Consider the following 13725-nt stretch of genomic DNA (forward strand, 5'->3'; position numbering starts at 1 on the left):
TTTCAGAGGTCTCTGCCGGTATCATCTGGACAGCATGGCGCGGTGCGCCCATATCTTCTTCAGACAGGGTATTTCGCCCGGCTTTCAGGATAAGGTGAACAATGGCGCAAAGCGATATCAAGGATCCCTATGCGGTGCTTGGCGTGGCAAAGAATGCCTCTGAGGCCGATATCAAGAAAGCATATCGGCAACTTGCCAAGAAACTCCATCCGGATCTAAACCCCGGCGACAAGGCCAAGGCAGAGCAATTCAGCGCAGTTACAGCGGCTTATGATCTTTTGGGAGACCCCGAAAAGCGCCGTCGTTTTGATGCAGGTGAGATTGATGCCAACCAGCAGGAAACGCCGGAACGGCAGTATTACCGGTCTTATGCGGATGCAGATCCGTCAGGCCGTTATGCATTTGACGGTGATTTTGATGACCTTGGAAGTTTCTTTTCACAGGCTTTCGGCGGTCGGGCCGGGGGCTTTGGTCGCGGCGGTGCGCAGATGAAGGTGCGCGGCAAGGACCGGCATTTTCATTTACAGGTCAGTTTGATGGAAGCGCTGAAAGGCGCAAAGAAAACCGTCGGCCTGCCGGAGGGTGGGCGAATTTCGATTTCCATTCCCGCGGGCATTGAGGATGGCAAATCTCTGCGGCTTTCCGGCAAGGGGGAAGCCGGGCGCAATGGCGGGCCTGCTGGGGACGCTTATGTGCGCGTCGACATTACGCCCGATCCCGTTTTTGAGCGCGATGGCGATGACATCAAGATGGATCTGCCGGTGTCCATTGATGAAGCGGTACTGGGCGCAACGGTTTCGGTGCCAACGATTGATGGCCGTGTGAACCTGAAAGTTCCGCAGAATTCCAGTTCCGGCCGGGTGATGCGGCTGAAAGGCAAGGGCGCACCAAAATCCGGAGGTCATGGTGCCGGTGATCTTCTTGTGCGGCTGAAAATTGTCATGCCGGAAACACCGGATAAGGCATTGGAAGACGCCATTCGCGATTGGCGAAGCCGTTATTCCTATGATCCGCGCGCTGACTGGAAGGGAGGCAACCGCTGATGATGATGACCAAAACCGAGGTGCTGACAAGGATTGAGCGCCTGAGTGCGGATCGGTTGGAGGTTTGCGTGCGTCAGGCGTGGGTTCGGCCCTATCGCGGGGAGGCCGGGCCAGTCTTTGATGAGACGGATGTTGCACGGCTGAATCTGATTGTCGAGCTGACAGAGGATATGGCGGTGAATGAGGAAGCGGTGCCTGTCATTCTCGGGCTTCTGGATGAGGTTGGCTCATTGCGTAAACGCGCCCGGGCGATCGACGCTGCGCTGAATGCGGAAGGTGAGGCGGTCTGCGATGCCGTTCTGGCGCGGCTGCAGCAGTTTGAACAAACCGGACGCTGATCTGAAACAGCTTTGATCGCTATTTTTTGCCGGACTGGGCGGCAATCCAGTCAGAAATCCGGTTAGCCACGGCATCCTTGTCCATATCCGGCCAGCTTTCCGTGCCCTCGCGTGTCACCAGCGTTACCTGATTGCGCGTTCCGCCCATGACGCCTTCCTTCGAGACATCGTTCGCGACAATCAGGTCGGCTCCTTTGCGGGCCAGCTTGTCGCTTGCATAAGCAACCACATCATGTGTTTCGGCGGCAAAGCCGATCACCAGATGAGGCCGGTTTGCATGATGGCCGATGGTCTTCAGAATATCCGGATTTTCCTCAAGCGGCAGCGGTGGCGGTGCTTCGCCTGGCTTTTTCTTCATCTTCTGCGGTGCGCTTTGGGCTACCCGCCAGTCGGCAACAGCTGCCACCATGACGGCAATATCGGCTGGCAGGGCCGCCTCAACGGCGGCCAGCATCTCGCGTGCGCTTTCCACATGCACTGTTTTTACGCCGTCGGGGTCAGCAATCGTCACTGGCCCGGAAACCAGTGTGACCTCAGCTCCCAGTTTTGCCAGGGCCCTGGCAATCGCATGACCCTGGCGCCCGGAGGAGCGGTTGGCAATGTAACGCACCGGATCAATTGGCTCATGCGTGGGACCAGAGGTGACGATGGCGCGCCTTCCGGCAAGCGGCTTCGGCTGATCATCGAAGACGCCTTCAATGGCAGCAACAATTTCAAGCGGTTCGGCCATGCGACCTGTACCCGCTTCGCCGCTTTCCGCCATCTCGCCGGCCATCGGTCCGACGGTCTTAACACCGTCAGCCATAAGTGTTGCAAGATTGCGTTGCGTGGGGGCGGCCGACCACATCTTCGGGTTCATCGCCGGGGCCAGCAGAAGCGGACAGTCGCGCGCCAGAAGCACGGCGCTCGCCAGATCATCAGCGATGCCATTGGCCGCCTTGGCCATCAGATTGGCGGTTGCCGGTGCAACCACGATCAGATCGTTTTCACGCGCCAGCCGGATATGGCCGACATCCTGTTCTTCAGTGCGGGAAAAAAGATCAGTAAAAACATGGCCACCGGAAAGAGCACCGACGGAAAGCGGTGTGATGAATTCCTGCGCTGCTTTCGTCATCAAAGGTGTGACCTGCGCACCGCGCTCCTTCAGCCTGCGGACCAGATCGAGGCTTTTGTAGGCGGCAATACCACCGGCGATGATCAGGAGAATGCGTTTGTCTTTTAGCGCCATGAGCTTCGTTCTTTTCAGCGTTTTGCCGACATCATTATCATGAATATCCGGAAGGAACAGGATCCGGAACGTATTGCGCGAAATACTTTTCTAAAGAATGCTATTTTCCCGACGAATTTAACAAGTGCATTCTACAAAAAGCGTTGGCTCCCGATGATTGACCAGTTAGTGCGTTCCAGCATGCATGTCAAAAGAGGCCGGTTGTGATGAAGATCGTTGAGACTGATGCGTTCTGGGCGCTGACCGAAAAGCGATTGCTCGCCATCCGTGATGTGAAGGCGGCGGCTGCGGTGTTATCCCCGGAGATAGAAAGCGAGGCGGCGGAATGCGGGCTTGCCATGGCGGGGCCCTGGGTTTTCACCGCGCGAAACCTGCCGCAGGACGGCAAGACGCGTTTTGACTGGACGATTTGCTATCCGGTCCAAAAGCCCGAGGGCTATAACCATGCAGGCCGTTTCGAGCTGGTCCGCTTCGAACCGATCATGGCGGCAACACGGACCTATCAGGGCACGATGCGGGGTCTGTTCACGCAAGGCTATGCGCCGCTGGTGGAGGAAATCCGGTTTTCGCGCCACGATTTTTCGGGCGAAAGCCGAGAAATCTATCACAAATGGAACGGTGCCAAAGCCGGCTATCACAAGATCGAAATCCAGTTCGGCCTTGCACGCTGAAGCCGGAGCGGCGGTTTAAGACGCCCCGCACCGGCCCTTTTCGCGTTTCGAAACGCTAAACCGATTTCGAAAAATCGAGGGCGCGGTCGCCGTTTTCATCCCTGATCCGCGTCGGCAGGCCGATATGATTTAGAATATGCAGGAACGGCTTGGGCGGCAGTTCCTCGACATTGGCCATTGTCTTCACATCCCATTCGCCGGACGCAACCAGCATGGCAGCCGCGACTGGCGGCACACCGGCGGTAAACGAGATGCCCTGCGAACCGACTTCATTATAGGCCTCTTTGTGATCCGAGACATTATAGATGAAGACTTCGGCTGGCTTGCCATCCTTCATGCCCTTGACGAAATCACCGATGCAGGTCTTGCCGGTGTAGTTCGGTGCCAGAGAGGACGGGTCGGGCAGAACGGCCTTCACCACCTTCAACGGCACCACTTCCTGCCCCTCTGCCGTTGTAACCGGCTGTTCGGAAAGCAGTCCGAGGTTCTTCAGAACCGTGAAAACATTGATGTAACGCTCACCGAAACCCATCCAGAAACGGACATTCGGCGACCCCATGTTTTTCGATAGCGAATGGATTTCGTCATGGCCGGACATGTAAGCCTGCTGTTTGCCGACGACGGGCAGGTCGAACTCGTGGCCGATCTCGAACATCTTGTTCTCGGTCCACTCATTGTTCTGCCAGGCATAGACCGTGCCGGTGAATTCCCGGAAATTGATTTCCGGATCGAAGTTCGTGGCGAAATACTTGCCATGATTTCCGGCATTGATATCGACAATGTCGATATCGGTTATGTCATCGACATAATCGTCCTTGGCAAGACGGGCATAGGCGTTGACGACGCCCGGATCAAAGCCGGCGCCCAGAACAGCGGTGACACCCTTTTCCGCGCAGCGGTCTTTGCGCTTCCATTCGTAGTTGGCATACCATGGCGGCGTTTCGCAGATTTTGTCCGGCTCTTCATGGATCGCTGTGTCGATATAGGCCGCGCCTGTTTCAAGGCAGGCTTCCAGAACCGACATGTTCAAAAATGCCGTACCGACATTGATGACGATTTCAATGCCTGTCTGTTTGATCAGCGCAACGGTTGACGCAATGTCGAGCGCATCAAGCTGATGGGCAAGCAGAACGCCGTCCTGCTTCATCGCCTTCTTTTCCAGAACGCTTTCGATGATCGCATCGCATTTCGCCTTGGTGCGTGAGGCAATATGAATATCGCCCAGCACATCATTGTTCTGGGCGCATTTATGCGCAACCACCTGGGCTACACCGCCCGCGCCGATAATCAGCACATTTTTCTTCATCGGAACAACGCCTCCGGTTTTAGACAGGTTTTGCTGCCTCAAAATCAAGGGTTGGAGCGGCGCACCGCTCCGCGAGATGTCAAAAGCCTATGAAAGACTGGCTTTATAGTCTTCGTAGTCAAAGTGGCGAACAGGTCGGATCTCGCCATTTTCCTCTTTGATGGCAATTGACGGCATCTTAACGCCGTTAAACCAGTTTTTCTTGACCATTGTGTAACCGGCCGCATCCTGAACGGACAGCCGGTCGCCCACCTTGACCGGCTCTTCGAAAGAGAATTCTCCGAAAATGTCGCCCGCGAGGCAGGATTTACCACAGATCATCACCTTGTGCGGTCCGGTATTCGGTATAAGTCTGGCACTTTCGCGATAGATCAACAGGTCCAGCATATGCGCCTCGATCGATGAATCGACGATGGCCAGATCCTTGCCGTTGTTCATCGTGTCGAGAACGGTCACTTCCAGCGTGGTGGTTTTGGTGATGGCCGCTTCACCCGGCTCCAGGTAGACCTGAACGCCGTAGGTCTCAGAAAGTTTTTTCAACCGCCCGGCAAGCTTTTCAAGCGGATAGTCGTCGCCGGTAAAATGAATGCCACCACCCAGAGAAATCCAGTCGCAGCGGGTGATCAGATGACCGAAACGCTCTTCGATCACGCCCAGCATTTCATCGAACTTTTCGAAATCATCGTTCTCACAGTTATTGTGGAACATGAAACCGGAAACCTTGTCCATCACAGGCTCAATCGTCGCCGGATCATGCTCGCCCAGCCGCGAGAAAGGGCGTGCGGGATCGGCCAGATCAAAATCGGATGACGATACCTGCGGATTGACGCGCAATCCTCGGATTGTATCTGCAGACTGTTGTTCAAACCGTTTGAGCTGACTGACAGAATTGAAGATGATTTTATCGCAGCTTGCGATAACGTCTTCGATTTCATGATCCGCATAAGCAACAGAGTAGGCATGCGTTTCACCGGGAAACTTTTCGTGCCCCAGTTTCACTTCGTAAAGCGATGACGACGTGGTGCCGTCCATATATTCGCTCATCAGATCGAAAACCGACCAGGTGGCGAAGCACTTCAGGGCGAGCAGTGACTTTGCGCCGGAATGGGCGCAGAGCCATGCGATCTTTTCCATATTCGCTCTCAGGCGCTTCTTGTCGATCAGGTAGTAGGGGGTTTGCATGTGCCGGGCCCTTCTCGGTTTTCAGGCAAGTCTCGGCGCTAAGCGACCGTTTGCGGTTTATCTATCTGAGGATTTGTCAAAATCAAGCGCGGGCTGGCTGAAAACAATGTGAGCAAAGCAAAAAGGCGGTCCCGGAAGGCACCGCCTATAAAAACACAAGCAGGGTGAAAATCAGCCCGGCAGTACGACAACCTTGGTGCGTTTGTCCGGATCAACGCGGGCATAAAGGTCGATAATGTCCTGGTTGATCATCCGGATGCAGCCGGAGGAAACAGACTGGCCGATGGAGGTCCAGTTCGGGTTACCGTGAATACGGTAGAGCGTGTCGTTACCGTTTCGGTAAAGATAGAGCGCGCGCGCACCGAGCGGGTTCATGATACCCGCATCCATACCACCGGCAAATTCCTTCAGCTCGGGCTGACGCTTGACCATTGCCGCCGGCGGGTACCAGGTCGGCCATTCGGCGCGGCGGCCAATATAGGCGGTACCGGACCAGCGGAAGCCATCGCGCCCGACGCCAACACCGTAGCGAACGGCTTTGCCATCTTCCAGCACATAATAAAGCAGGCGTTCTTTTGTATCGACAACAATAGTGCCAGGTTTTTCGTCGGTCTTGTAATCAACGATCTGTCGACGATATTTATCATCAACCTCATTGATCGGAACGCGCGGCAGGTCCACGCCTTCGTCTTTAACGGCAGCATAGGCGGAAACCGGTGCCATACGGCCTGATGACATACCATCTGTCGTGGTGCAGCCGGCAGCGGCCAGAAGACCAACAAGTGAAAGTCCCAAAAGAGCGTGTTTAATGTGCATAGGCCGTCCCGTGGCGCAACGTTTCCGATGAAAGGTGATAACAACATTGGTTAACGCCTTATGGTTAACAAATTGCTGATAGGCAAGTGCGGCGCCGGTCTTCCTGCCACCATAGGAACACATGGCTGCCGCATTGTTGTCAAAATACATCGAATAAGGGATATGGTTATGGCGATCATCGACCTTCATGGGAAAAACCCGACGCTGGATGGTCGGCAGTCGGAAAATGCATTGCTTGTCCGGCGCGGTGTTCAGCACCTTTTGAAGCACATGCGGCATGCCGCCGTAGCAGAGCTGTCGCTGGCAAATGGGCGACGTGCTGATCTTCTCAGTGTTTCCGAAAAGGGCGAAATCTGGATCATCGAAATCAAGTCGTCGATTGAGGATTTTCGCGTCGATCAGAAATGGCCGGACTATCGGAATTTTTGCGACAGACTTTTCTTTGCAACGCATTCGGCAGTGCCGCTGGATATCTTTCCGGAAGACTGCGGTCTGCTTCTGGCGGACCGCTATTCCGCGGAGCTGATCCGTGAAGCGCCGGAGCATCGCCTGCCACCGGCAAGGCGCAAAGCCCTGACCCTGCAGTTTGCACGGGCGGCAGCAAAGCGCTTGACGGCAGCGGAACTGGCGCTCGAAAAATACGATGCAGAAAGTCGCTGAGGGTCTTTCGCTCAGGTGAAATATTCTGACATTCGCGAAAATGCAGGAGCACAGGCGAACGGGCCGGATTTGCGTTTCCGGGGCGGGCCAGTCTTCTCAAGAGGCAGTTGAACCGCCAACGTGGATATATTTGTCTCAGCGCGGGGCCCGTTTGGCGAGAATACGCTGCAATGTGCGGCGATGCATGTTCAGTCGCCTTGCGGTTTCAGAGACGTTGCGATCGCACATCTCATAAACGCGCTGGATATGTTCCCAACGCACACGGTCTGCCGACATCGGGTTTTCCGGCGGTTCGACCTTTTCGCCGGGCTTTTGTGTCAGCGCGTGGAGAATATCATCGGCATCGGCTGGCTTGGCCAGATAATCCAGCGCACCCAGTTTGACAGCCGTGACGGCCGTGGCGATGTTGCCGTAACCCGTGAGCACGACGATGCGTGTATCGGTGCGCAGATTGCGGATGGCGTCAATCACATCAAGGCCGTTGCCATCTTCAAGGCGAAGGTCAACGACGGCGTATTTGGGGGCGTGGGTTTCAACGCATGCAATACCTTCAGCGACGCTTTCAGCGGTTTCAGTCTGAAAGCCGCGCGCCTCCATTGCGCGGGCAAGGCGCTTGAGGAAAGCGGAATCGTCATCGACCAGCAGAAGCGATCGATCATGGCCGAGTTCGGCAGCCGACCCTGCTTCAGACCCATCCGCGCGCATGTCCTGCCGCGCTTCGTCATCACCCTTCATTGTCATGCTCGAACTCATTATCGACGGAATTGAACCGTTTTTCGTTGTATTGTTCTGCTCTATTTAGGGCCGCTTATGACTCCCTGACAATAGCGGGTAAACCCTTAAATGTCGGTTTCGCCTTCTGCTGGCGAGGAGATATGGCCCGAAACCCGCCCTTTTTCCTGCCGAAAGCAGGATATTTGTCCCTGGGATGGAGTGCATATGGTTATGGCTTATGCTGCAAGGCAAAGCCTGTCTTTCCCGCGCCGTTTCGCCTGATAAAGCGCAGCATCCGCGCGGCCATAAAGTGCATCATAGGTTTCATACGGCTTCGCTGCAGAAATTCCGGCGGAAAAAGTGATGTGTAGAGCGGGGTGAGACCGAAGCGGTGAGAGCATACGAACCTGAGACATCATACGCTCGACAACGGTCTTGGCTTCATCCGGGTTTGCACCAGGCAGGACCAACCCGAATTCCTCGCCGCCCAGCCTGCCGAAGCAGTCAATACGGCGCACCAGCCTCGATATTTCCTGCGCAAAGCTCACCAGCAACTGGTCGCCGCTTTGATGACCAAAACTGTCGTTGATCTGTTTGAAATTGTCGACATCAAAAATCGCAAAACAACCCGTGCTCGGCTGCGATGGTGCAGGCGGCATCTGCATCATCGCAGCCAGCCTTGCTATGACAAAACGGCGATTGGCGATCCCGGTCAACTCGTCTGTCAGCGATGACCTTAAAGCGATGTCACGCTCCAGTCGGAGATCGCGGTCAGGCGCGCAAGTCGGTTATGTCGGTCGCCAGACAGAACATCCAACCGTCTTCATCGACCGTTTCTGTCATGAATAGCCAGCGACCATCATGAATATCTGTTTCAAACGCCCTGTATGGTATCTTGCCACGGCGTGAGAGCGTGCTTTTCAACCAAAGCTCAAAGTCTGGACTATTGATTACGGTCCCACGACGGGCATGATAGTTGCTGCGCATGAGTTCAGCCCAGGTGGGATATGCATCCGGCTCCAGAAAAAACGCCTGCCGGTATTTCTGGTTGGCATAGGCCAGACGGTCATTTTCGTCATACACTGCGAGGAAGATTTCTCCCTGCTCCATGAAATCATTAATTTTCCGAAGTGCTGTCTTCATGGGCGCTTAGCGTTCTTATCTGTTGGGTTGCCTGATCCATGGGATGGGCAAGGGCCATTTCGATAACAGGACCACTTCGATAATGGATCATGATGCTAAAGATATGACATGAATTGGAAATGATCAAAACTGCAGCCACTTCAGGAGTGGTCGTCAGTTCTTAAAGTCAGGAGAGGGGCGCGTCTTTTGGTGCGAGGATTCTGTTTTCTGAAACTGCTACACTTGCAGCTGTTCCCGGAAAGCACGATGCTGTAAAGCCTCAGGAAGGGCGCGAACCGGCTTCAAAAGGTGTTTCCATGCGCCAGCGTGGCCACGACACCGTAATGCGCGCGCCACCCGTATTTTCAAACCGTACGAAAGCACCGGAGCGTTCCAGCAGGGTTTTGGCGATAAACAGACCGAGGCCCAGCCCGCCGGCACGTTCACGCATCTGATCGCGGTTGCGATCTGAAACGAAGGGCTCGCCGATACGCGGCAGGATTTCCGGTGCATAGCCCTCGCCATCATCCTCAATGATGATTTCGACAAGGTTTTCGCCATAGCGCACAGTGACCGAAACTCGTGTTTCAGCATGCTCAACGGCATTTTCGATCAGATTGCCAAGGCCATAAAGGATGGCCGGGTTACGGGTGCCAACCGGTTCGGTTTCGCTTCTTGCGTCAAAGCTGATGGACAGATCGTTGATGAAGGGTCGATGCGGAGCAACCACTTCTTCCACCAGGGAAGACAGAGGCAGGCGGCGCATATGCGCCTCATCCTGTTTCGAAAGCGAGGTCAGCCGACCGAGAATATCACGGCAGCGCTGGCTCTGGCTCAAAAGCAGCTGAACATCTTCTCCATAGGCAGGATCTTCGCTCAGCGTTTGTGCCATTTCCTTGGCGACCACCGAAATCGTTGCCAGGGGTGTGCCCAGTTCATGGGCTGCCGCTGCTGCCAGCCCGTCTAGCTGAGAAAGGTGTTGTTCGCGCTGCAGCACAAGTTCGGTTGCGGCCAACGCATCTGTGATCTGCTGTGCTTCCAGAGAAACCCGGTGGGCGTAAAAGGCCGCAAAGCTCAACATGGAGATGATTGCAATCCAGATACCGAGTTTAAGCACCGGCTCGATTGCCAGAACAATCCCGGGGTGCCAGGGCAGGGGAAAAGGCGTCAGTGCCAGTGCTGAAACGGCAAGGATCGCCAGAGCCATCAATGCCGAGGCATATTTAAGCGGTAGCGCCGTAAACGAAATAATCACAGGGACACAAATCAGCGGCGCAAAGGGATTGGCAAGGCCGCCGGTGAGAAACAGAAGCGCTGAAAGCTGCAGAATATCGAAGCCGATCAGGGTAACGGCAATGGACGGACTGATCCTTTGCGTTGGCGGGTAGCGCAGGACGAGAAGCAGGTTTCCGAGCGCGAGGGCTGCGATCAGCGCGAATACCGGATAAAGTGGCATCGGAAAGCCGAGACCGAAGGCGACATAAAATATCGTGGCTGTTTGTCCCGCGACAGCGACCCAGCGCAGTCGCACCAGTGTCTGCAGTCGCCAGTTTCTCCGGCTTTCCGACATCATCGTATTGGGTATGGTCGGCTTCATCTGTCCTCTCTTGAAGGGCTGCCTTCAGGTGCCGCGCGGCTTGGCTCGCCGGGTTGGCTCTGCGTTGGCCGGATCTTCGGGCCAGAGGTGCTTCGGGTAGCGCCCCCGCATATCGGCACGCACATCTTTCCATGAACCGGTCCAAAAGCCCATAAGGTCCCGTGTCGTCTGGATCGGCCGACCGGCCGGAGACGTCAGCTCCAGCGTCAATGGCACGTGACCGGCAATGACCGGATGGGATTTCAGGCCGTATAACATCTGTACACGGATGGAAAGCACGGGTTCATCGCTGTCATAGCGTATTGGCACCCGGTCTCCGGTCGGAGCCTTGAAATGTGTTGGCGCCAGCCGGTCCATATCTGCAAGCTGGGCATAGGGAATAAGTGATTTCAGTCCTTCAGTGAGGCTGCCCGATGTTATGCCACTGATCGCTGTAACGCCGTTTTGAAACGGGGTGAACCATGTCTCCAGCGTTGCAATCAGGGCTTCATCGCTCACATCCGGCCAGGGTGTTCCGAGTTTACGATGCAAAAAGCCCATTCGTTCGCGTAAATGCGCGCCGTCTTTGGAGAAGGTCAGCAGATCAAGACCGAATTCCCGAACGCCTTCGCTCAGGGCTGCAGCGGCTTCATCGCCGCCCGGCTTTTTCAGAGGTCTTTCGTGGAGCACCAAAGCGCCGAGGCGGCGTGCGGTGCGTGCACGAACGCTTTTGCTGTTGCGATCGAAAACACACTCATTGTCTTCGTTTATCAGACCGGCGCATTCGGTTTCAATTGTTTCACGTGAGACAGGGCAGGCCGCCAGAATGCGACCGCGCGCAGCAGAACCGGTGAGATCGGCAATCACCAGAAATTCGTGCTGCATCAGCTCGTCACTGTCGGGAAGCGCTGCGCCCCTGCCATTGGCCATCAGGTATCGTCCATCGCCGCCCCGGCGCAAGGCGATCCGATCCGGAAATGCATGAAGCAGGGCGGAACCCGGATCAAAGAACCCGTCTTTTACAGCATTTACGCCTGCCAGCCGGGCAATACGCTTTGCAAGTCCGCGTGCATCACCGGCACGCTTGGACCGGTCGTCCCCGAAGTTGCGCAGCCGGGCGGAGATGTCCGTGCCTGTTCCGCCAAGCCCCTGTTCCGTCAGCAGAACAGCCATTCGTGCGGCATCTTCTGCGTGCCCGTTCGTGGCGGAGCGGATCACCATGGCTGCCAGCCGGGGCGGCAGAGGCAGTGCGCGCATACGTGCACCTTCCTCAGTTAACCGGCCATCATTTCCCAACGCACCGAGGGATGTGAGGAGCTTCCTTGCCTCAGAATATGCCGCTGTTGGCGGCGGGTCTGCAAATGTCATCTGTCGAGGGTCTGTTACCCCCCAATGTGCCAGATCAAGCACCAGACCGGTCAGATCAGTGTTCAGAATTTCAGGTGTCTGGAAAGCGGGCAGGGCGGCAGTCTGTCCCTCATGCCACAGTCTGAGCGCGACACCCGGCGCCGTTCTGCCAGCGCGTCCGGCGCGCTGATCGGCTGCAGCAGGGGAAACCTTTATCGTATCAAGCCGGGTTATTCCGGTTGCCGGTTCAAAGACCGGAACACGCTGGAGGCCGCTGTCGATGACGATGTTGACGCCGTCGATCGTGATCGAGGTTTCCGCGATGGAGGTCGCCAGCACCACCTTGCGCATACCGGAAGGGGCAGGGCGGATCGCCGCGTCCTGTTCTGAGCGCGAAAGGTTCCCGTATAGCGGGGCCAGTATGACGTGCTGACCGATCCGCCCTTCAAGCTGCTGGACGGTGCGGCGGATTTCTGCCTGTCCGGGCAGGAAGGCGAGAATCGAGCCTTCCTCCGTTTTAAGCATTGAGGAAACCGCATCTGCCACGCTGTCTTCAATCCGGCTTTGTGGTTTGCGGCTCTGATATCGGATGTCGACTGGAAATGCGCGCCCCTCACTTTCGATGACCGGGGCATTCTGCATAAGCGCGCTGATGCCCTTCACGTCCAGCGTTGCCGACATCACGATGATCTGCAGGTCCTCACGAAAGCCTTCGCGGATATCAAGTGCGAGCGCGAGTCCGAAATCGGCATCAAGCGAGCGTTCGTGGAATTCGTCGAAAATGATGGTTCCAACGCCATTCAGTTCCGGGTCGTCCAGCGCCATTCGCGCGAAAACACCCTCGGTGACGACCTCAATTCGGGTTGCCGCTGAGACCTTGCTGTCGAGCCGCATCCGGTAACCAACCGTCTGGCCAGGCTCTTCTCCCAGAAGTGAGGCCATCCTGAATGCAGCAGCACGCGCGGCAAGCCGACGAGGTTCGAGAACAATAATCTTCTGATCGTCTCGGATGTCTTCTCTAAGCAGATGAAGCGGAACCAGTGTCGTCTTGCCTGCCCCAGGCGGCGCGGACAACACTGCACGCCCTTCTGTTTGCAGCGCTTGAGTGAGTGCGTTCAGGACGGCGGAAACAGGGAGAGGCGTTTGGTTCGTGTTTGTGGTCACGTCAGATCCATGGTGCTGCAATAATGGCCTGCCTCATTCGTTTCGACAAATAGCATACTTTCTGACTTGCGATATAAAGGTCATCAGCTGAGCGCAACAGGGCAGGCCTCAAAACCTTTCTGCCACAGATCACGGGACTCCAATAAACCCCTGCCCATTTTTCATTCATTTCATTGTATTGCTGTTTTGTTGGGCTGATTGATTGGTTAATGTGTGTTAATGATTTGGGTTTGGCGGCGTATTGGAAATAAATGTTTAAAATCAGATACTTAACAAAAATGTCATTTTTTTTGGAATTGGTTGTTGACGGTTTGCGGAAATGGGGTCTATAAGCCGCCTCACCGAACGACGGGGCGGCGCTTCAGCGGCCTACGGTTCAGACAAAATCTCCGACAGGCTGGAATGCTTGGGTAGGCTGGTTAAAAACAGATTGGCCGAAGGTGAATTTGTGACGCTTTTAAAGAGTGTCGGTTATTTGGACAATTGCATATTGAAGAAAGAGAAACGTGGCGAGCGGCTTTGTCTTTTGGTGGACTTTCGGGTTCGCTGGAAAAGAGA

14 protein-coding genes are annotated in these 13725 nt (G+C 55.6%); 5 read left to right on the forward strand and 9 right to left on the reverse strand.

Annotated elements, in window-relative coordinates:
- Positions 1-101 precede the first annotated feature (101 nt).
- Both EDC90_RS02720 and EDC90_RS02725 read left to right on the forward strand, forming a co-directional pair.
- Positions 102-1043: a DnaJ C-terminal domain-containing protein gene (locus EDC90_RS02720; protein ID WP_132308280.1), complete on the forward strand. Its 942-nt coding sequence runs from the start codon at positions 102-104 to the stop codon at positions 1041-1043.
- Positions 1043-1381: a chaperone modulator CbpM gene (locus EDC90_RS02725; RefSeq protein WP_132308282.1), complete on the forward strand. Its 339-nt coding sequence runs from the start codon at positions 1043-1045 to the stop codon at positions 1379-1381. The genes EDC90_RS02720 and EDC90_RS02725 overlap by 1 nt, the downstream gene beginning before the upstream one ends.
- A gap of 19 nt (positions 1382-1400) precedes the next feature.
- Here EDC90_RS02725 and coaBC read toward each other — a convergent pair whose 3' ends face one another.
- A complete protein-coding gene (coaBC, locus tag EDC90_RS02730) occupies positions 1401-2609 on the reverse strand; it encodes a bifunctional phosphopantothenoylcysteine decarboxylase/phosphopantothenate--cysteine ligase CoaBC (protein WP_132308284.1) in 1209 nt (402 codons plus the stop codon).
- Positions 2610-2815: 206 nt separating this feature from the next.
- On the opposite strand from coaBC, the gene EDC90_RS02735 reads away from it, so the two are divergent.
- Positions 2816-3280, forward strand: coding sequence for a hypothetical protein (locus tag EDC90_RS02735; protein WP_132308286.1), 465 nt, complete (start codon positions 2816-2818; stop codon positions 3278-3280).
- Positions 3281-3335: 55 nt separating this feature from the next.
- On the opposite strand, the gene EDC90_RS02740 is transcribed toward EDC90_RS02735, so the two are convergent.
- The 3 genes from EDC90_RS02740 to EDC90_RS02750 all read right to left on the reverse strand — a co-directional run bounded on the left by EDC90_RS02740 (position 3336) and on the right by EDC90_RS02750 (position 6584).
- Positions 3336-4586 carry a saccharopine dehydrogenase family protein gene (locus EDC90_RS02740; RefSeq protein ID WP_132308288.1) on the reverse strand — a complete coding sequence of 417 codons (1251 nt, stop codon included), beginning with the start codon at positions 4584-4586 and terminating at the stop codon, positions 3336-3338.
- Positions 4587-4673: 87 nt separating this feature from the next.
- Positions 4674-5768, reverse strand: a complete 1095-nt coding sequence (gene nspC, locus EDC90_RS02745; RefSeq protein ID WP_132308290.1) for a carboxynorspermidine decarboxylase — start codon at positions 5766-5768, stop codon at positions 4674-4676.
- 171 nt (positions 5769-5939) lie between these two features.
- Positions 5940-6584 carry a L,D-transpeptidase gene (locus EDC90_RS02750; protein WP_132308292.1) on the reverse strand — a complete coding sequence of 215 codons (645 nt, stop codon included), beginning with the start codon at positions 6582-6584 and terminating at the stop codon, positions 5940-5942.
- Between the two features lie 168 nt (positions 6585-6752).
- On the opposite strand from EDC90_RS02750, the gene EDC90_RS02755 reads away from it, so the two are divergent.
- Complete coding sequence (locus EDC90_RS02755) at positions 6753-7244, forward strand: MmcB family DNA repair protein (RefSeq protein ID WP_132308294.1); 492 nt, start codon at positions 6753-6755, stop codon at positions 7242-7244.
- A 135-nt stretch (positions 7245-7379) separates the two neighbouring features.
- On the opposite strand, the gene EDC90_RS02760 is transcribed toward EDC90_RS02755, so the two are convergent.
- From EDC90_RS02760 to hrpB, 5 genes are all read right to left on the reverse strand, one after another.
- Positions 7380-7949: an ActR/PrrA/RegA family redox response regulator transcription factor gene (locus tag EDC90_RS02760; protein WP_132308347.1), complete on the reverse strand. Its 570-nt coding sequence runs from the start codon at positions 7947-7949 to the stop codon at positions 7380-7382.
- Positions 7950-8194: 245 nt separating this feature from the next.
- Positions 8195-8674 (reverse strand): GGDEF domain-containing protein, encoded by a 480-nt coding sequence (locus EDC90_RS21480; protein WP_348633649.1) that lies wholly within the window; start codon positions 8672-8674, stop codon positions 8195-8197.
- Between the two features lie 55 nt (positions 8675-8729).
- Positions 8730-9101 (reverse strand): PAS-domain containing protein, encoded by a 372-nt coding sequence (locus EDC90_RS21485; RefSeq protein WP_348633650.1) that lies wholly within the window; start codon positions 9099-9101, stop codon positions 8730-8732.
- A 259-nt stretch (positions 9102-9360) separates the two neighbouring features.
- Positions 9361-10677 (reverse strand): ActS/PrrB/RegB family redox-sensitive histidine kinase, encoded by a 1317-nt coding sequence (locus EDC90_RS02770; protein WP_132308296.1) that lies wholly within the window; start codon positions 10675-10677, stop codon positions 9361-9363.
- 24 nt (positions 10678-10701) lie between these two features.
- Positions 10702-13167 (reverse strand): ATP-dependent helicase HrpB, encoded by a 2466-nt coding sequence (hrpB, locus tag EDC90_RS02775; protein WP_132308298.1) that lies wholly within the window; start codon positions 13165-13167, stop codon positions 10702-10704.
- A 319-nt stretch (positions 13168-13486) separates the two neighbouring features.
- On the opposite strand from hrpB, the gene EDC90_RS21045 reads away from it, so the two are divergent.
- A partial coding sequence (locus tag EDC90_RS21045; protein WP_207903832.1) for a hypothetical protein occupies positions 13487-13725 on the forward strand: 239 nt, incomplete at its 3' end.

The organism is Martelella mediterranea, assembly GCF_004342225.1.
In the GTDB taxonomy this organism is placed as follows: domain Bacteria; phylum Pseudomonadota; class Alphaproteobacteria; order Rhizobiales; family Rhizobiaceae; genus Martelella; species Martelella mediterranea_B.